Origin of the sequence: Sinomonas mesophila (assembly GCF_001999765.1) — a bacterium.
GTDB classification, from domain to species: Bacteria; Actinomycetota; Actinomycetes; order Actinomycetales; family Micrococcaceae; genus Sinomonas; species Sinomonas mesophila.
In genome coordinates this window covers 77,872-95,500 of record NZ_MTIC01000003.1, presented here as the reverse complement: position 1 = coordinate 95,500, position 17,629 = coordinate 77,872, and the positions used below count along the sequence as shown (strand labels likewise).

Here is a 17,629-nt window from a genome sequence, read left to right as displayed (position 1 = left end):
GGGCTGGGTTGCGGGGTCACCTCCCAGCGTTGCGGGGTCACCTCCCAGCGTTGCGGGGTCAGCTCCCAGCGTTGCGGGGTCATTGTGACCCCGCAAGCTTGAGACGTGACCTCGCAACCTTGAGACGTGACCCCTCAACCTTGGGAGGTGACCCCGGGCCGGAGGGCTACTGGGCGCGCATGAACTCCTCGGCCGCCGCGACCTGCTCCGGCGTCGGGGTGAGGCCCGTGTACAGGACGAACTGCTCGAGCGCCTGGATGGTCATGACCTCGGCCCCGGTGATGACGGTCTTGCCGGCAGCCCGGCCCGCGCGGATGAGCGGGGTCTCGGCGGGGACGGCCACGACGTCGAACACGATCGATGCCGCGTCGATCACCTCCTGCGGGAAGGACAGCGCCTCCGCCTCGGCGCCGCCGGCCATGCCGATCGGGGTGACGTTGACGACGACGTCGGTCGGGTCCTCTGCGAGCGCCGCCTCGATGGTCGGCTGCCAGGTGAACCCGTAGAGATCCGCGAGCGCCCGCCCGGCGGCCTCGCTGCGGGCCACGATCGTCACTTCTCCGAAGCCGGCGTCCCGGAACGCCGCGGCGGTCGCCTTGGCCATCCCGCCGGAACCGCGCAGGAGCACCGACGAGGCCGGGTCTACCTCATTCCGCTGCAGAAGCTGTGCGATCGCCGTGTAGTCGGTGTTGTACGCGGTCAGGATCCCGGCGTCGTTGACGATCGTGTTGACCGAGTCGATCGCGGCGGCCGAGGCGTCCATTCTGTCGACGAGAGCGATGACCTCCTCCTTGTACGGCATGGAGATGGCGCAGCCGCGGATGCCGAGGCCGCGCACGCCCGCAATCGCCTGGGCGAGGTCAGTCGGCGCGAAGGCCTTGTAGATCCAATTGAGGCCGAGCGCCTCGTAGAGGAAGTTGTGGAAGCGCGTCCCGTTGTTGCTCGGCCGGGCCGAGAGCGAGATGCACAGGGTCATGTCTTTGTTCAGGATCGGCACGGCACAAGGCTAGTGCCGCGCCGGCCCCTGCCCTACCCATGACGGCGGCACGCTAGTCTGCGTCCGTGCTGAACGCCTCGCCTCCTCGCTAATCTCCCATCGGGTTGACACACAGCCCCCAGCACGAGGCCGGTGGGTGAGCCGGCGCCCGTGGTGTCGGGGTGGAGCATTTCGGTTCAGGGTGCTGCTGCTCCCTGTACCGTACTGGGGCAGAGTGCGGCTGCACGGGCAAATGCCCTGCCGACTTCGTCTCCCCGTAAGGTGTTGGCCAGCCAGCAGATGTCCCGCAGATTCATGTATTCGGCGGGGACGTGTTGGGGCCAGGCCGCGGCGATGGAGTGGAGGGCAGCTTCAGGGCCCAAGCCCCAAGGACGGTGCTCGGTGTAGCCGACGGTACCTGCGACCATGAGGCCCTCGGTGAGGGCGGTGCGGAGGCGATGGAGTACGTCTGCCCGTGCCATGGAACCGGCCGGATGCGAACCAGCGCGCATATAGTGGGCGAACATCCCTAGGCTCATGCTTGAGCCGATGTTGTCGGCCAGCGCCAGGGCGAGCATTTCCTCGATCTGGGGGACCCGCCTGTGCGGGTGCTCAGGAGCGCCCACTGCTCTCCTCTTCCGTGCGCCGTCGAGACCTGGTCGGATCGTAGCGGCTGGGGGTGAATCCAGGGTGAACGCAGCCTCTCGGCAGGGGGGCGGGGCGATGACGAGGAGGTTTGTCGTGGCCGCCCGGAGCTTCGGCCTGACCCACCACTGGAAAACGCACCGCACTCGGGGGCACATTCAAACCAAGCGGGCGGAACGACCCCGGTGCCGCACCCACGGGTGCTGGCTAGAACACGCCGCTAGTCGGCCATTGGTGGCGTTCCGCCCGCCGCATCGAGCCCCTTGTTCAGCAGCCTCCTACCCTTGGCGGGCCTTGAACCGCGGGTTCTTCTTGTTGATCACGAACGTCTTCCCGCGGCGGCGCACGATCTGCGCCCCCGGGATCTTCTTGAGCGCGCGCAGTGAGTTGCGGACCTTCATGGTGGTTCCTTCCTGGTTGAGGGGTCACTTCCCCTGGGGTGAGGGGTCAGGAGTCGGCGAAGCCGAACGGGTCGGCCGCGAGGGCGCCGGGGCCGGCGGCGATCTCGGCCGGGGTGAGCTGGCAGCCGTCGAGCAGCCCGCGGAAGCCGTCGGCGTCGAGGTCCTCTGCGTCGGCCGTGACGGCGACCTCGGTGCAGCGCCGCGGCGCGCCGGGCACCTCGGGCGCGTCCGGCCACGGCCCGGTGGACTCGAACCAGACGCGAGGCCCCACGCCGGAGATCGCGATCCGCTGCCCAGGCGCCGAGGCCACCCACAGCCGCCCGCGCAGCCAGTGGCTCCCGGCGGCGAGCTCGGGCAGCGCCTCCCGCAGCCGGGCGGGGTGCAGGGGACGCTCGAGACGATGGTGGAGCGTGCCGAACCGCCCGGACAGGCCCGCGGCGGGCACCCGGACCTCGCCGCGCCGCGACCGGGCGGCGGCCTCGGGGCCGTCGAAGCAGCCGGGGCGGTAGTCGTCGTCGGGGCGGACGACGGCGGCGTGCGGCGCGAGCTCGGACAGCAGCTCGGTGCCGCGGGCCCACGCGGGAGTGGACTCCGCCCCGGTCGCGAGCAGGCTCGCGGCCAGCCCGGGCACGGCGAAGGCCGTGTCCGCGGCGGCGAGCTCGCCGACGAGGAACTCGCCGGGGGTGCGGTCGTCGCCGGGCGAGGACGTCAGGGAGGACTCGAAGAGCGTCCCGCGCTCCCAGATCGAGTCCTCGAGCGCCGACGGGTCCACGGCGAGCGCTGCGGTGTCGATGCGCAGCGGCGCGTGGATCCCGTGGCCCTGCGGATCGAGCCCGAAGGCCTCGCCGAGGGCCGCGAGCACCATGCCCACGCTCACGCCGGCGGGCAGGGCGGCGACGACGTGCGGCGTCCCGGCCTCGAGGTGCCGCTCGATCGCGGGGACGACGTCGAGGCGCACCGTGCAGGTGAGGCATCCGTGCTCGAGCGTGGCGTGGGCGCGCTCGGCGAGCCGCCCGCCGTCGTAGGTCTGCCGGAGCACGACGCCGCCGTCGAGCAGGTCGTGCTGGAGCACGATCGAGCCGGGGTGGGTGGCTGCGAGACGGGCCGCGGCGGTCCCACGGCACTGCGGATCGAGGGAGCTCAGGAGGGAGACATGCATGGCCAGTGAGTCTAATGAGAATTGTTCTCAGAAGCGAATCGCCGCCCTCTGGCCCCCGTGCCATCACGGGTGTGCAATATATGCATGACCGCCGCGAGCGAGCGCAGCCTGCCAGTGGACGCGGATCGGCATCCCGAGCCGCTGGGTCGCAATCAGGCCCCGCCCCGCGGGGGGATCAACGAATTCACCTCCAATGCGGCCCTCGTGGAGGCCGTCGAGCGGCACGGCGCCGGCTGGGCCGCTGGCGTCCTCACGGCGATCGGCCGGCTCGTCGGCTCGCACGAGTTCGCCGAGTACGCCCGGCTCGCGAACGAGCACGCGCCCGAGCTGCACGTCCTCGACCGCTACGGCGAGCGCGCCGACGAGGTCGAGTACCACCCCGCGTACCACCACGTGCTCGCGACCGCCGTCGCGAGCGGCGCGCACACGTCGTCGTGGGCCGACCCGCGGCCCGGCGGGCACGTGGCCCGCGCGGCGGCGTTCATGCTCTTCGCCCAGGGCGAGCCGGGGCACACCTGCCCCGTGTCGATGACCCACGCGGCCGTCCCGGCGCTCCTCGCCGAGCCTGACGTGGCGCGGGTCTGGCTGCCCCGCCTGTTCGGCACCGGCTACAGCCCGGGCCTCGCCCCGGCCGGGCAGAAGCCCGGCGCGCTCATGGGCATGGCCATGACCGAGCGGCAGGGCGGCTCGGACGTGAGCGCCAACACGACCGTGGCGCACGATGCCGGCGGCGGCATCGCGTTCCTGACCGGCCACAAGTGGTTCTGCTCCGCGCCCATGAGCGACGCCTTCCTCGTCATCGCGCAGGAGCCCGAGGGGCCCTCGTGCTTCCTCGTCCCGCGCGTGCTCGAGAGCGGCGGGCGGAACACCTTCCGGCTCGTGCGGCTCAAGTCCAAGCTCGGCAACCGCGCGAACGCCTCGGCCGAGGTCGAGTTCGAGGACACGTTCGGCTGGCGCATCGGCGATCCCGGTCGGGGCCTGCGCACCATCCTCGGCATGGTCCAGGAGACCCGGCTGGACTGCGTCCTGGGCACCGCGGCCGGGATGCGGCAGTGCGTCGCCGAGGCGCTGTGGCACGCGCAGCACCGCCGGGCGTTCGGACGCCTGCTGGCGGACCAGCCGCTCATGGCGGCGGTCCTCGCGGACCTCGCGCTCGAGTCCGAGGCCGCGACCGCGCTCGGGATGCGGCTGGCGGCGGCGGACGACGCCGTGTGGTCGCCGGCGGAGGACCGCGCCGCCCCCGGCGGGGCGGGCGGCGGCGAGGCCGCCTCCGTGGACAACGGTCCGGCCCCCCGGCCGGGGGTCGACGCCGACCGGGAGCGCGCGTTCGCGCGGATCGCGGTCCCCGCGGCCAAGTTCTGGGTGTGCCAGCGCGGTCCGGGGCACGCGGCGGAGGCGCTCGAATGCCTGGGCGGCAACGGCTACACCGAGGACTTCCCGCTCGCGCTGCGCTACCGCGAGCAGCCGGTCATGGCGATCTGGGAGGGCACGGGGAACGTCGTCGCCCTCGACGTCCTGCGCGCCCTGGCCCGAGAGCCCGACTCCGCCGACGTGCTTGCCGTCGAGCTCGAGGAGCACCGGGGCTCCGACCCCGTCCTCGACGCGCACCTCGAGCGGGCGCTCGCGCTCATGGCGGACGCCGTCCGCGAGCCGGACGAAGCCCAGGCGTGGGCCCGCTCCCTCGCGGAGTCCCTCGCGCTGGCGCTGGAGGCGACGCTCCTGGTCGGGCACGCGCCGTCGTCCGTCGCGGAGTCCTTCATCGCCGCCCGGCTCGCGCCGGGCCGGAGCCTCGGCTACGGGTGCCTTCCCGACTCGGCACGGACCGACGAGATCCTCGAGCGGGTGTGACGCAGCGGACGACGCCGGGCGCCCGCGCGAGCGGTGGATGGAAGGGTCGGTGTCGGCCGCTGTCCTAGACTGGGGGGACCGAACGACCAGCGCCGGCGGCACTGACGCCGGCTTCCCAGGGGGTGGACACCTGAAGATCGACTTCGCCCAGTCCGAGCAGTCCACCATCGGGCTCGAGTGGGAAATGGCGCTCGTCGACAAGCACGGTGGCGAGCTCGTCTCCGTGGCCCCGCAGGTCCTCTCGCGGCTCCAGTCCGAGCGCGCCGACCTGTTCGAGGAGTCCTGCCCGCGCATCCACCAGGAGCTGCTGCTCAACACGGTCGAGATCGTCACGGGCGTGCACCACACCGTCGGGAACGCGAAGGCGGACCTCGCCGAGTCGCTCGCCGCGGTCCGCGGCGTCACGGACCGGCTCGGCGTCGAGCTCTTCTCCGCCGGGAGCCACCCGTTCAGCCCGCCCCGGCTCCAGCCGGTCACGGACAAGGAGCGGTACGCGAAGCTCATCGACCGCACGCAGTGGTGGGGCCGGCAGATGGTGATCTACGGCGTGCACGTGCACGTGGGCCTGGACCGGCGGGACAAGGCGATGCCTGTCCTCGACGCCCTCGTGAACTACTTCCCGCACTTTCAGGCGCTCTCGGCGTCGAGCCCGTTCTGGAGCGGGGAGGACACCGGCTACGCGTCGCAGCGCGCGCTCATGTTCCAGCAGCTGCCCACGGCCGGGCTGCCGTTCCAGTTCCCCGACTGGGCCGGGTTCGAGGCCTACGTGCAGGACATGCTCACGACCGGGGTCATCGACGTCATCAGCGAGATCCGCTGGGACATCCGGCCCGTGCCGCGGCTCGGGACGATCGAGATGCGCGTGTGCGACGGGCTCTCGACCCTCGAGGAGATCGGCGCCATCGCGGCCCTCACGCAGTGCCTCGTCGAGGAGGCCTCGCGGACCCTCGACGCCGGCGGGACGATCCCGACCATGCCGCCGTGGCACGTGCAGGAGAACAAGTGGCGCGCGGCCCGGTACGGGCTCGACGCGATCATCATCACCGACGCCGCGGGCAACGAGCAGCTCGTGACCGAGCACCTCGCCGAGACGCTCGGCCGGCTCGAGCCGGTCGCGCGGGACCTCGGCTGCGCGACGGAGCTGCGCGACGTCGAGGGCATCATCCGCCGCGGGGCCGGGTACCAGCGGCAGCGCCGCGTCGCGGAGACCCACGGAGGCGACCTGCGCGCCGTCGTCCTCGAGGAGGCCAAGCTCATGCGCGAGGGCCACGTCGGGTGACGGCCTCCGGGCGGGGGCCGGGGCGCGGGGCTTCCGGCCCGGCGCGCCGGCGCTCGCCGCTGCGGATCATGGTCGTCCTCGCCCTCGCAGCGCTCGTCCTCGCGCTGACCGCGCATCCGACGGCGGCACTGTCGGTCGCCGTGGCCGCGGCGGTCTACGCCGTCGTCGAGGGCGTCCTCGAGTGGCGCCGCCGCCGTTCGGGCTGAGCGACTGAGTGGCCACCTCCCCACCGTTGAGGGGCCACATCCCGAACGTTTGACTGGTCCCTCGACTGCGGTGGACCGCGGGCGTAGGGTGGCCGCCATGGCAGAGCTCTCACCCATCCAGCCGTGCCTGTGGTTCGACAGCCAGGCCCGCGAGGCGATGGAGTACTACGTCAACGTCTTCCCGAATTCCCGGATCAACCGGATCGACGAGTATCCGGACGAGTCCCTCGACGAGCACTTCAAGGGCATGTCGGGCAAGGTGATCAACGGGCAGTTCACGCTCAACGGCGTGGACTTCGTCTGCCTCGATGGCGGGCCGCTGTTCACCTTCAACGAGTCGATCTCGTTCGTCGTCTCGTGCGCGGACCAGGACGAGATCGACGACTACTGGTCGAAGCTCTCGCACGTCCCCGACTCCGAGCAGTGCGGCTGGTGCAAGGACCGGTTTGGGGTCAGCTGGCAGATCATCCCCGCGAATATGGGCGAGCTGACCAAGCGGCCCGAACAGGTCCAGATCATGATGGGGCAGAAGAAGATCGTGATCGCGGAGCTCGAGAACGCCTAGGGACTACTCTGGCTGTCAGAAACTGCACAACTCATGCGGCTGGGCGCAGGCCTTCGCCCCGTTCCCGCTCCGAGTTGTGCAGTTTCAGACGCCTCTCGACGTCCGAGACCACCTCGCCGATCCAGGCCCGCTCGAACATGACGTGCTCCCAGCTGAACCTGAGCACGGTGCAGCCCGCACGAACGAGCTCGTTGTACCTCGTGCAGTCCCGGTGCAGGGCATCGCGCCCGCCGTGCCATTCGAAGCTGTCCGCCTCGGCGACGAGTACCCACTGCTTGGCCAGGTCGACGCGGTAGTCGCCCCGAGCCGTGGGGATCCAGACCTGCGGCTCCATGACGACCCCAGCCTCGAGGCACGCGGCCCGGAGCCCTGACTCGAAGGCGTTTGATGCACGCCCGTCCATCGCCTGCAGGACCCTCTGCTGGGCCCTGCGGTTCCGTCCCACCCACCGGCCCGCCGCCTCGACAAGCTGGTCCGGGCTGACCTTCCCGAGCCGCAGGGCCGAGTCAGCGATGGCCAGCCCCTCCGCGAATGGCAGCGCGGCGGCGCAGTCCAGCACCGTGCGTGCCACCGACGTCGCCTGTACTGCGCCGTTGGCGACGAGGTCAGCTGCAGGCAGGAGTCGCGTCGCGACCACGGTGCCTGGGACCTTCCTGGTGCGGCGCCCTCGCGGGACGGCCAGCTCGACGCTCTCGGGCCGGTGCAGGACCCCGAGCCCGTGGGCCAAGGCGGCGGACCTGCCGAAGAGGACGGCCCTCCCCGTCAGGGCGAGCCGCTCCGCCTCCCCCAAGGCGCTCAGCGCGTACATGCCCTGGCCCGCCCTGAGGACGGCACCGGATCGGACGGCCATTGCTAGGTGCCGGGCGGAGACGTGACGCAGGAGCTGTCCCGTCCGGGCACTTCCACCGACCGCGGCAAGGAATTCAACGACGTGGTCCACATTCCCATGCTGCCCGGGCTCCCCCGTGGAATGGGCGTCATGGCGCCACCTGTGGATAACCCCGTCGGGGCCAGATTCCGAGGCGGGACGTCAGAAACTGCACAACTCAGCGCGCCCGACCGCCGCCGCGGCGGCTAAATGGTGCTGACTTGTGCAGTTTCTGACGCGCTGGCCCGGCGGCCCCCTACGCCGTCACCGACGTCACGGGCAGCGACGACTCGGGCGCGAAGCCCAGGTCGCTCGGCTCCCCGCCGTCCATGATGACCCGCGCCGCGAGGGCCGCGACCATCGCCCCGTTGTCGGTGCAGAGCGAGAACTGCGGCACGGCCAGGGAGATCCCCGCGGACTCGCAGCGTGCGGCCGTGACCTCCCGCAGCCTCGAGTTGGCCGCGACGCCCCCGCCGAGGAGCAGGTTCCGGATGCCCTGCTCGCGGCAGGCCAGGATGGCCTTGGACGTGATGACGTCCACGACGGCCTCCTGGAACGACGCCGCGATGTCCGCGACCGGGACGGGCTGCCCCGCGGCCTCGAACTGCTCGACGCACCGGGCCACCGCCGTCTTGAGCCCCGAGAAGGACCAGTCGTAGCGGTGCGGGCCCGGGTCCTCGGCCGTGCCCATGTACTTGGGCTGCGTGAGCCCACGCGGGAAGCGCACGGCGTGTGCGTCGCCCTCGCGCGCGATCCCGTCGATCGCCGGCCCGCCCGGGTAGCCGAGCCCGAGCAGCCGGGCGACCTTGTCGTAGGCCTCCCCCGCCGCGTCGTCGATCGTCGAGCCGAGCAGCTCGACGTCCCGGGCGATGTTCCGCACCCGCAGCACCTCGGTGTGCCCGCCCGAGACGAGCAGCGCCCCGAGGCCGGCCGGCAGCGCGCCGCCGTACACGCCGTCGTCCAGCAGCCCGACGCCGACGTGCGCCACGAGGTGGTTGACGGCGAACAGCGGCTTGCCGGTCGCGACGGCGAGGGCCTTGGCGGCGCACACGCCGACCATGAGCGCCCCGGCGAGCCCGGGGCCGGAGGTCACGGCGATCGCGTCGACCTCGTCGAGGGTCACGCCGGCGGTGTCGAGGGCCTCGCGCAGGGTCGGGACGACCGCGTCGAGGTGCGCGCGCGAGGCGATCTCGGGGATGACGCCGCCGAAGCGCACGTGCTCGTCCATCGAGGAGGAGACGGTGTTGGCGAGCAGGCGCGTGCCGCGGACGACGCCGACGCCGGTCTCGTCGCACGAGGACTCGATCCCCAGGACGAGCGGTGCCTCGCGGTTCATTCGGTCTCCCCTTCCCCGGCGTCGCCGGCCTCGGCCGCCCCCGCGGGGGCGATCGGCAGCTGCATGATGAGCGCGTCGACGCCGTCGCGGTAGTACCGCCGGCGCGTGTGGATCTGGACGAAGCCGAAGCGCCGGTAGAGCGCCTGCGCGCGCGGGTTGTCGGCGCGGACCTCGAGCAGGACGTCGGCGGCGCCGCGCCGCCGCGCCTCGTCGATGAGCCCGGTCAGGAGCGCCGAGCCGAGCCCGCGGCCCTCGAAGTCTGGCACGACGGCGATCGTCTGCACGTCGGCGATCGGCGGCACGCACATGAGCCCCGCGTACGCGATGATCCTCGTCCCGGAGGGAGTGCGGTGCTCGGCGACCCAGTACCGGCGCGTCTGGGCCTGGGCGAGCTCGTCGCGGAACATCTGCTCGGGCCAGGCATCCGCCGGGAAGAGCAGCCGCTCGAGCGCGTGCACCTCGGGCACGTCCGCCTCGGCCATCTCGCGGAGCACGACCCCGGCCGGCAGGCCAGCACGCGCGGCCTCGCCGCTCACAGGGCGCGCTTCCGCGGGCCGGGGACCTGGGCGTCGGATTCGCGCAGGTACAGGGGCGTCGTGTCCGCGAGCGGCAGCCCCCTGGCGATGCGCGCGGCAGCGACGAGGCCGAGCGAGGCCGCGGTGGGCTGGGCCGCGTCGAAGGCGTGCACGCAAGTCGCCCCGGCGTCGGCGAGCTGCTCGGGGTAGATCCCGGCGCCGGCCCCGTAGACCGGCACCGCGGGGAGCCCGCCAGGGGGCGTGACGTGCGGGCCGTCGCGGAGCACCCCGTCGGCGCCGTAGCGCGCCCAGTAGAGCTCCTTGCGGCGGGCGTCGGTCGCGATGGCGAAGTCGCGCGCGCCGAATTCCGGGGCGCCGAATTCCGGCGGCACGGACGACGGCGGCGCGGACGACGGCGGGGCCGCACCGTCGGCGCCCGGCGCGCCGGCGCCGTCGTCCGGGACGCCCGCGGCGAGGACGTCCCACGCGAGGGCGTCGAGGCTCATGACCCCGTGCAGCGGGACGTCCCACGCGAACGCAAGGGCGCGCGCCGTGGCGATGCCGGAGCGCAGGCCGGTGAACGGACCGGGGCCGATGCCCACGACGATGCGCTCGATCTCGCCTGGCGCGAGCTCCTGCTCGGCGAGGAGCGCGCGGATTCCCGGGGCGAGGACCTCTGCGTGGGACTTCGTGTCCTCGGTCGCGAAGGAGGCGAGAACGGCGGCATCGTTGGGAGCGCCGGGGTCGCCGTCGGTCGTCTCATGGGAGCGGATGAGCGCCGCGGACGCGATCGCGGACGTGTCGATGGCGAGGATGATCACGGAGCCTCCTCCTTCGTCGGGGCGGCGTGTACGCCGTGGGACCCCATCTCGCGGTCCGGGGACCCCATTTCGGCGTCCCCAGACCCCATCTCGCGGTCCCGGGACCCCATCTCGGCGGGGCCCGTCGGTGCGTGGAGCCCAGGGGCGCCGACGCGCTCGACGGCGGGCCAGTGCACCTCGGGGTGCGCGGCCCAGCGGGGGCCGAAGGCGCGGACGACGATGAGGCGGGGCTCGTCGTCATCCTCGGTGTCGAAGTCGAGCGGGCCCATCCCGGCCGAGGGCGCGGGCGCCGGGGCACCGGGGCGGCGCAGCTCGATGTCGAGCCAGCTCTCGGCGAGGTGCTCGACCCGCCCGCGGCCCCACTCGACGACCGTCACGGCGGTGTCTGCCCAGTTCTCGAGGTCGAGGTCGTCGACCTCCCCGGCCCCGGAGAGCCGGTACGCGTCGACGTGCACGAGGTCCGGTCCGCCGGGTCGCGGCCCGTCGGGCAGGTTCGGGTGGATCCGCACGAGCACGAACGTCGGGGAGATGATCCCCGCCCGCACGCCGAGGCCCTCGCCGAGGCCCTGGGTGAGCGTCGTCTTGCCCGCGCCGAGCTCCCCGGTGAGCACGAGGAGGTCACCCGCGCGGAGCACCCCCGCGAGCGCCGCGCCGATCGCGTGGGTCTGCTCCGCCGTCGCCGGCGCGAAGGCGATCTCCCACGCGAAGCCGCCGGGCGCCGCGGGCACCGGGCCGGGGCCGCCGCTCACGCGCCCTCCCCGATGTAGACCCGCGGCACGCGCGGGCTGATCCGCGTGACGATCTCGTAGTTGATGGTGCCGGCGGCGCGCGCCCAGTCGTCGGCGGTGGGACCGCCGTCGTCACCCGAGCCGAAGAGCACGGCCTCGGCGCCCGCGAGCGCGTCGGGGTCGGCGCCAGGGCCGAGGTCGACGACGATCTGGTCCATCGCAACCCGCCCCACGACCGGGTACGTCTCCCCCGCGATCCGCACGGGCCCGGCCTCGGACGTGCGCGGCACGCCGTCGGCGTAGCCGAGCGGCACGAGGCCCAGGGTCGAGGCGCCGCGGGTGCGGTAGAGCAGCCCGTAGCTCACCCCTTGGCGGTCGGGGACGCGCTTGACCTGGGAGAGGGTCGCCCGCACGGTCATCGCGGGGCGCAGGCCGAGGTCCGCCGAGGACTGCTCCTCGAAGGGCGAGAGGCCGTAGACCGAGACGCCCGCGCGGACGAGGTCGAAGTGCGCGTCGGGGCGGGAGAAGATCGCGGGCGAGTTGGCGATGTGCCGCACCTCGAGGTCGCAGCCGGCGTCCTCGGCGAGCGCGATCGCCTCGCGGAACGCCCCGAGCTGGGTGTCGGTCTCGGGGCGGGAGGGCTCGTCCGCCACGGCGAGGTGGCTGAAGACGCCGACGACGCGCAGGAGCCCCTCGTCCTGGTGCTCGACGGCCTCGCCCACGAGCGAGTCCCAGCGGTCGGGGGTCGCGCCGTTGCGGCCCAGGCCCGTGTCGATCTTGAGGTGGACCCGAGCGGGACGCTCCTGCTCGCGCGCGGCCGCCACGATCCGCTCGAGCTCCCAGCCCGAGCAGCCCAGGTCGATCCCCGCCGCGACCGCCGCCGAGAAGTTCGAGTCCGGAGTGTGCAGCCACGCGAGGATCGGCGCGTCGATACCGGCCGCGCGCAGGCCAAGGGCCTCGCTGATGTGCGCCACCCCGAGCCACGACGCCCCGGCCTCGAGCGCCGCCCGCGCGACCGGCACGGCGCCGTGCCCGTAGCCGTCCGCCTTGACCACCGCCATGACCCGCGCCGGCTCCGCGACCTTCCGCAGCACGCCGATGTTGTGCCGGATCGCGTCGAGGTCGACGACGGCGGCGCGCTCGGGCAGCCGCGACGTGGGCACGCTGGAGGAGGCCGTGGTGGGTTCGGAAGTCACGCCCCGAGTCTACTCGGGGCGTACGACGGCGCCGGGTCGCCGCCGTCGTGCGCGTCCCCACGACCCGGGGTCACCTCCCTGCGATCCGCCGGTCACCTCCCTGCGATCCGGGGTCACCTCGGCCGCTCAGAACACCCCATTGCCATGCGGGAGCTTCTCCGGGATCGGCTGGACCACGTCCCAGTGCTCCACGAGCTTGCCGTCCTTGAGGCGCCACAGGTCCCAGAAGGCCACGGGTCCGCCGAACTCGCCCTCCGAGACGGCCAGCACAAAGTTCCCCTGACCCACAATGTGGTGCACCTTCTTGTACACGAGCGCCCGGCCGTCCGCGGCCATGGCCGCAACGGCGCGGCCGAGCCCGTCCAGGCCGTCGGCGACGAAGGGGTTGTGCTGGTCGTACTGCTCGGTCGAGATGTAGTCCGCGAGGGCCGCGTAGTCCGCCCCGACCAGGACCTTCTCGACGAACTCCCTGACGCGCTCCTTGTTCTCCTCCGTGCGGTCGAGGTCCTCGATGGACGTCGGCCCGTCAGTCTGCGAGCGGCCGCTCGCCGTCCGGGCCACGACGGGCGTCAGGGCGTCCCAGTGCTCGGCGTTCTTCCCGTCGACCACCCGCATGAGGTCGAAGGCGACGAGCGGGTCCGGGCCGAACCCCGTGTAGATCCCGTGCAGGGCCACGAAGTCGCCATCCTCGATGGCCCGGGCGGGGGTGTACGAGAACCCGTCGCCGATCTGCGCGATGGCCTGCTTCAAGCCGTCGCGGCCGTCCGCGGCGAAGGTCGAGTGCTGAATGTAGTCCTCGGCCCAGTACTCGTCGACGGCGTCGAAGTCCCGGTCGATGAAGGCAGCCTTGAAGCCCGCCTGGAGGCGTTCGAGATTGGTCATGGGGTGCTCCTGCGCTGGGGTCTCGCGGAGCCGGACGGCTGTCCAGCGCCGGCCGCGCGCGGCACGGCGGGCTCCGCGGCAAAGGTAAGCCCGGACCGGAGGTCGCACAAGGAGTGGCGCAGGCATGGCGCACGACGGCGCCGGGCCGGGTGCCGCAGCCTGCCCACCCCGATGCGGGGTCACCTCCCTGCGATGCGGGGTCACCTCCCTACGATGCGGGGTCACCTCCCTGCGATGCGGGGTCACCTCCGCGGGACCCGTAGCCTTGTAAGGGTGCAGCACCTCGACCGCGTGGCGATGATCTCCCTCCACACGTCCCCCCTCGAGCAGCCTGGGGCCGGCGACGCCGGGGGCATGAACGTGTACGTCTCGCATCTCGCCCGGGCCCTCGCCGCGACGGGACTGCACGTCGACGTCTACACCCGCGCGACCGACACAGCCCAGCCGGACACCGTCGAGCTGGGGCCGGGGGCGCTCGTCCACCACATCGAGTCCGGGCCCCGGCGGCGGCTCGCGAAGGAGCAGATGCCCCCGCTCGCGGCGGAGTTCGCCGCCGGGGTGGTGCGCCGCATCCTCGCCGGGCAGGACGCGGGAGGCGACCCGACCGGCGTCGTGCACTCCCACTACTGGGTCTCAGGGATGGCGGGCCTCGACGTGGCCAGGGAGCTCCGCGTCCCGCTCGTGCACACGATGCACACGATGGCGCGGGTCAAGAACCTGCACCTGCCCGCCGGCGACACCCCCGAGCCGAGCAACCGCGAGCGCGGCGAGCAGCGGCTCGTGGACGCGTCGGCGCGGCTCACGGCCAACACGCCGGCGGAGCGGGACGAGCTGGTGCGGCACTACCATGCGGACGAGGACATGGTCGACGTCGTCTCCCCCGGCGTGGACCTGTCGGTTTTCCGGCCGGCGTTCCGGACCCGCTCCCGCGCCGTCCGGGGTGTGGGCCCGGACGAATTCCACGTCCTCTTCGCCGGGAGGATCCAGCGGCTCAAGGGCCCGCACGTGCTCGTCGCCGCCGCGGGCGAGCTGCGCCGGCGGCGCCCGGACATCCCGCTGCGCGTGAGCATTGTCGGGGCGCCCAGCGGCTCGGCGGGCCTCGATCTGGACGTGCTCGCGGAGGCGGAGGGGCTCGACGGCGTTGTGCGGCGCCTGCCGCCCGTGCCGGCGGCGGAGCTCGCGGAGTGGTTCCGGTCAGCGGACGCCGTGGCGATGCCGAGCGCGTCGGAGTCGTTCGGGCTCGTGGCCCTCGAGGCGCAGGCGTGCGGGACGCCGGTGGTCGCAGCCCGGGTCGGCGGGCTCACGCGTGCCGTGTGCGACGGCCGTACGGGGTTCCTCATCGACGGGCACGATCCCTCCGACTGGGCAGCCGTGCTCGAACAGCTCCACGATGACCCGGAGACCCGGCACGACCTGGGCCGCGCGGCCTCGATCTACGCCGAGCGGTTCGGCTGGGAGCAGACGGCGGAGGCGACCCGGGCGGCGTACCGGGCCGCGATGCGCGAGCACGCGGCACACCTCGCCTCGGCAACGCTCCCCTGACCCGCAAACCCCTCAACGGGGCGGGTCGGGGCAGTCTCAGCGTCGCGGGGTAGGGTGGCCGCATGACCGCCACGGCAGCGACGCCCAGCGCCTCTCCCCCCAGCGATCTCGAGATCGCGCGGGCCGCCACCCTCCGCCCCATCGAGGAGGTCGGCGCGGCCGCGGGGATCCCCGCCGACGCGCTCGAGCTCTACGGCCGCTACAAGGCGAAGGTCGACGTCGGCCGCCTGCCTCCCGCGGGCACGCTCGGCCAGGTGGTCCTCGTCTCGGCGCTGTCCCCCACCCCCGCGGGCGAGGGCAAGTCGACCCTCACGGTCGGGCTCGCGGATTCCCTCGCGCGGGCCGGGAAGCGCACGATGGTCGCCCTGCGCGAACCGAGCCTCGGCCCGATCCTCGGCATGAAGGGCGGCGCGACGGGCGGCGGCCGCTCCCAGGTCCTGCCGATGGAGGACATCAACCTGCATTTCACGGGCGACTTCCACGCCGTCACGGCCGCGAACAACGCCCTGTGCGCGCTCGTGGACAACCACATCTTCCAGGGCAACGCCCTCGGGATCGACCCGCGGCGGATCGCCGTCAAGCGCATCATGGACATGAACGACCGCACGCTGCGCGAGATCGTCGTGGGCCTCGGCGGCCCGGCGCAGGGCGTCCCGCGTGAGGACGGGTTCGACATCACGGTCGCCTCCGAGGTCATGGCGGTGTTCTGTCTCGCGTCCTCGCTCAGGGACCTCAAGGAGCGCCTCGGCCGGATCACGGTCGGCTACACCTGGGCCCGCCGGCCCGTCACGGCCGGAGAGCTCGGCGCCGCGGGCGTCATGGCGCTCCTGCTCAAGGACGCGATCAAGCCGAACCTCGTCCAGACCATCGCCGGCACGCCGGCCCTCGTGCACGGCGGTCCGTTCGCGAACATCGCGCACGGCTGCAACTCGGTCCTCGCGACGACGACGGCGCGCCGCCTCGCCGAGGTCGTCGTGACCGAGGCCGGCTTCGGCGCGGACCTCGGCGCCGAGAAGTTCATCGACATCAAGGCCCGCTGCGCGGACGTGGCGCCCTCCGCCGTCGTGCTCGTCGCGACGGTCCGCGCGCTCAAGATGCATGGCGGCGTGCCGAAGGACCGTCTCGGGACGCCGAACGTGGAGGCCCTCGGGCGGGGCCTCGCCAACCTCGCCCGGCACGTGGCCAACGTGCGCCGCTTCGGGCTCGAGCCGGTTGTGGCCATCAACCGCTTCGCCGCGGACACCGCAGAGGAGCTCGATGCCGTGCTGCGCTGGTGCGCGGAGGGGGGCGTGCGCGCCGCGGTGGCGGACGTGTGGGGCCGCGGCGGCGGGGGCGACGGCGGGGACGCCCTCGCGCGCGAGGTCCTCACCGCGCTCGAGACCCCCGGGCAGTGCCGCCAGCTGTACCCCCTCGAGGCGGGGATCGAGGAGAAGATCGGCACGATCGTGCGCGACGTCTACGGCGGGGCCGGCGTCGAGTTCTCGGACAAGGCCCTGCGCCAGCTCGGGCAGATCCGGGAGAACGGCTGGGACGCGCTGCCGGTGTGCATGGCCAAGACGCAGTACTCGTTCACCGACGACCCCTCGAGGCTCGGCGCGCCCAAGGGCTTCATTGTGCACGTGCGGGAGCTGTGGCCGCGCACGGGGGCGGGGTTCATCGTGGCCGTGACGGGGCAGACGATGACGATGCCGGGCCTGCCGGCCGAGCCCGCGGCCCTGCGCATGGACGTCGACGACGAGGGCCGCATCTCCGGACTCTTCTGAGGCCCGCCTGGGCCCTGACGCCCGCCCGGGCCGCCTCCTGCGGGCAGGGCCGAGGGAGCGCCCCCCAATCCATCGCGCGCTCCCTCGGAGGAGCGTGCGCCCCGACCCACCGACCAAGATACCTTTGCTATCCAGCTTCGGGCCACTCCGAACGTCTTGAGAAGTATTAAAGTGGCACTATCCAAGGGGCTTCCTAGGGGATGCCATGCAGCTGCGAGCGCTGAGCGAAGCGACCGGCACTCCGGTCGCGACCATCAAGTTCTACCTCAGGGAGGGACTCCTCCCGCCGGGGCGGATCCTCACCCAGACGCGGGCCGACTACGGCGACGCCCACGTGCGGCGCCTCGGGACGATCCGCGCCCTCCGCCGGGCGGTGGGCCTGAGCGTCGCGCAGATCCGCGGGATCGTGAGGCTCATCGACTCCGGCGCGGAGCGGATCGAGGTCATGAAGGCCATCCAGGTGCAGATCCAGGGACTGCCGGCGCCGCAGCCCGGGCGCACCACCGCGGGCGACGACGTCGTGCGGCTCCGCGGCTGGCCGCCCCTGCCGACGGGGGCGCGCGCCGCGCTCGACGACCACCTCGAGGCCATGGAGAAGCTCGGGATCCTCCCGGACGCCGCGGTCCTCGACGCCTACAGCGCCGCGGCGGACGCAATCGCCCAGGTGGACATCGGCAACGCCACCGAGGCCCCGGACCTCGAGACCCTCGTGACCCGCGCCGCCGTGGCGATGCACATGCGCGCCCAGCTCGTGGTCAAGCTCCTCGCGCTCGCCCAGACGAGCCGGTCGATCATGCGCCACGGCCCCGCCGCACCCGGCCCGGGCCTCCTCGCCCAGCCCGACCCGGGCGCCCCGGCCTGACCGCGCCGCCCCCAAACGCCGCATCGCAACACGCCGC

At 73.1% G+C, this 17,629-nt stretch carries 16 protein-coding genes and 1 pseudogene; 7 read left to right on the top strand and 10 right to left on the bottom strand.

The window, feature by feature from the left end; translation table 11 throughout:
* Positions 1-166: 166 nt before the first annotated feature.
* The 3 genes from BV907_RS11815 to BV907_RS11800 all read right to left on the bottom strand — a co-directional run bounded on the left by BV907_RS11815 (position 167) and on the right by BV907_RS11800 (position 3,181).
* Positions 167-997: a shikimate 5-dehydrogenase gene (locus tag BV907_RS11815; protein WP_281250863.1), complete on the bottom strand. Its 831-nt coding sequence runs from the start codon at positions 995-997 to the stop codon at positions 167-169.
* Between the two features lie 902 nt (positions 998-1,899).
* Positions 1,900-2,022 carry a type B 50S ribosomal protein L36 gene (gene ykgO, locus BV907_RS11805; RefSeq protein ID WP_077489928.1) on the bottom strand — a complete coding sequence of 41 codons (123 nt, stop codon included), beginning with the start codon at positions 2,020-2,022 and terminating at the stop codon, positions 1,900-1,902.
* A 46-nt stretch (positions 2,023-2,068) separates the two neighbouring features.
* Positions 2,069-3,181 carry a GTP-binding protein gene (locus BV907_RS11800; protein WP_077489927.1) on the bottom strand — a complete coding sequence of 371 codons (1,113 nt, stop codon included), beginning with the start codon at positions 3,179-3,181 and terminating at the stop codon, positions 2,069-2,071.
* Positions 3,182-3,265: 84 nt separating this feature from the next.
* Between BV907_RS11800 and BV907_RS11795 the strand changes: the two genes are divergently transcribed.
* From BV907_RS11795 to BV907_RS11780, 4 genes are all read left to right on the top strand, one after another.
* Positions 3,266-5,029 carry an acyl-CoA dehydrogenase family protein gene (locus tag BV907_RS11795; RefSeq protein ID WP_077489926.1) on the top strand — a complete coding sequence of 588 codons (1,764 nt, stop codon included), beginning with the start codon at positions 3,266-3,268 and terminating at the stop codon, positions 5,027-5,029.
* A gap of 130 nt (positions 5,030-5,159) precedes the next feature.
* Positions 5,160-6,308 (top strand): glutamate--cysteine ligase, encoded by a 1,149-nt coding sequence (locus BV907_RS11790; RefSeq protein WP_077490212.1) that lies wholly within the window; start codon positions 5,160-5,162, stop codon positions 6,306-6,308.
* Entirely contained in the window at positions 6,305-6,514 is a 210-nt protein-coding gene (locus BV907_RS11785; protein WP_077489925.1) for a hypothetical protein, read from the top strand. The genes BV907_RS11790 and BV907_RS11785 overlap by 4 nt, the downstream gene beginning before the upstream one ends.
* Before the next feature lie 97 nt (positions 6,515-6,611).
* Positions 6,612-7,079: a VOC family protein gene (locus tag BV907_RS11780; RefSeq protein ID WP_077489924.1), complete on the top strand. Its 468-nt coding sequence runs from the start codon at positions 6,612-6,614 to the stop codon at positions 7,077-7,079.
* Between the two features lie 31 nt (positions 7,080-7,110).
* Here BV907_RS11780 and BV907_RS11775 read toward each other — a convergent pair whose 3' ends face one another.
* The 7 genes and pseudogenes from BV907_RS11775 to BV907_RS11745 all read right to left on the bottom strand — a co-directional run bounded on the left by BV907_RS11775 (position 7,111) and on the right by BV907_RS11745 (position 13,425).
* Positions 7,111-8,019, bottom strand: coding sequence for a hypothetical protein (locus BV907_RS11775; protein WP_175637451.1), 909 nt, complete (start codon positions 8,017-8,019; stop codon positions 7,111-7,113).
* A gap of 184 nt (positions 8,020-8,203) precedes the next feature.
* Positions 8,204-9,283 (bottom strand): tRNA (adenosine(37)-N6)-threonylcarbamoyltransferase complex transferase subunit TsaD, encoded by a 1,080-nt coding sequence (gene tsaD / locus BV907_RS11770; RefSeq protein WP_077489922.1) that lies wholly within the window; start codon positions 9,281-9,283, stop codon positions 8,204-8,206.
* Positions 9,280-9,765 carry a ribosomal protein S18-alanine N-acetyltransferase gene (gene rimI / locus BV907_RS11765; protein WP_077490211.1) on the bottom strand — a complete coding sequence of 162 codons (486 nt, stop codon included), beginning with the start codon at positions 9,763-9,765 and terminating at the stop codon, positions 9,280-9,282. Before rimI ends, tsaD begins: the two co-directional genes overlap by 4 nt.
* Before the next feature lie 50 nt (positions 9,766-9,815).
* Entirely contained in the window at positions 9,816-10,619 is an 804-nt protein-coding gene (tsaB, locus tag BV907_RS11760) for a tRNA (adenosine(37)-N6)-threonylcarbamoyltransferase complex dimerization subunit type 1 TsaB (protein ID WP_077489921.1), read from the bottom strand.
* Positions 10,620-10,792: 173 nt separating this feature from the next.
* Positions 10,793-11,347, bottom strand: a pseudogene (gene tsaE / locus BV907_RS11755) (tRNA (adenosine(37)-N6)-threonylcarbamoyltransferase complex ATPase subunit type 1 TsaE); the annotation flags it as partial.
* 17 nt (positions 11,348-11,364) lie between these two features.
* The gene (gene alr / locus BV907_RS11750; protein WP_077489920.1) at positions 11,365-12,543 is read right to left on the bottom strand and encodes an alanine racemase; all 1,179 of its coding nucleotides are present in this window, start codon (positions 12,541-12,543) and stop codon (positions 11,365-11,367) included.
* A gap of 126 nt (positions 12,544-12,669) precedes the next feature.
* The gene (locus BV907_RS11745) at positions 12,670-13,425 is read right to left on the bottom strand and encodes a nuclear transport factor 2 family protein (RefSeq protein ID WP_077489919.1); all 756 of its coding nucleotides are present in this window, start codon (positions 13,423-13,425) and stop codon (positions 12,670-12,672) included.
* 273 nt (positions 13,426-13,698) lie between these two features.
* Here BV907_RS11745 and mshA point away from each other — a divergent pair, with 273 nt between their 5' ends.
* From mshA to BV907_RS19605, 3 genes are all read left to right on the top strand, one after another.
* Positions 13,699-14,967, top strand: coding sequence for a D-inositol-3-phosphate glycosyltransferase (gene mshA, locus BV907_RS11740; protein WP_139346745.1), 1,269 nt, complete (start codon positions 13,699-13,701; stop codon positions 14,965-14,967).
* A gap of 62 nt (positions 14,968-15,029) precedes the next feature.
* A complete protein-coding gene (locus BV907_RS11735) occupies positions 15,030-16,730 on the top strand; it encodes a formate--tetrahydrofolate ligase (protein ID WP_077489918.1) in 1,701 nt (566 codons plus the stop codon).
* A gap of 205 nt (positions 16,731-16,935) precedes the next feature.
* Positions 16,936-17,592, top strand: coding sequence for a MerR family transcriptional regulator (locus BV907_RS19605; protein ID WP_077489917.1), 657 nt, complete (start codon positions 16,936-16,938; stop codon positions 17,590-17,592).
* Positions 17,593-17,629 lie beyond the last annotated feature (37 nt).

Excerpts from the sequence above, each read along its gene's own strand:
- ykgO (WP_077489928.1), bottom strand. The coding sequence starts at position 2,022 with ATGAAGGTCCGCAACTCACTGCGCGCGCTCAAGAAGATCCCGGGGGCG.
- BV907_RS11800 (WP_077489927.1), bottom strand. The coding sequence starts at position 3,181 with ATGCATGTCTCCCTCCTGAGCTCCCTCGATCCGCAGTGCCGTGGGACC.
- BV907_RS11795 (WP_077489926.1), top strand. The coding sequence starts at position 3,266 with ATGACCGCCGCGAGCGAGCGCAGCCTGCCAGTGGACGCGGATCGGCAT.
- BV907_RS11780 (WP_077489924.1), top strand. The coding sequence starts at position 6,612 with ATGGCAGAGCTCTCACCCATCCAGCCGTGCCTGTGGTTCGACAGCCAG.
- tsaD (WP_077489922.1), bottom strand. The coding sequence starts at position 9,283 with ATGAACCGCGAGGCACCGCTCGTCCTGGGGATCGAGTCCTCGTGCGAC.
- rimI (WP_077490211.1), bottom strand. The coding sequence starts at position 9,765 with ATGGCCGAGGCGGACGTGCCCGAGGTGCACGCGCTCGAGCGGCTGCTC.
- BV907_RS11745 (WP_077489919.1), bottom strand. The coding sequence starts at position 13,425 with ATGACCAATCTCGAACGCCTCCAGGCGGGCTTCAAGGCTGCCTTCATC.
- BV907_RS11735 (WP_077489918.1), top strand. The coding sequence starts at position 15,030 with ATGACCGCCACGGCAGCGACGCCCAGCGCCTCTCCCCCCAGCGATCTC.
- BV907_RS19605 (WP_077489917.1), top strand. The coding sequence starts at position 16,936 with ATGCAGCTGCGAGCGCTGAGCGAAGCGACCGGCACTCCGGTCGCGACC.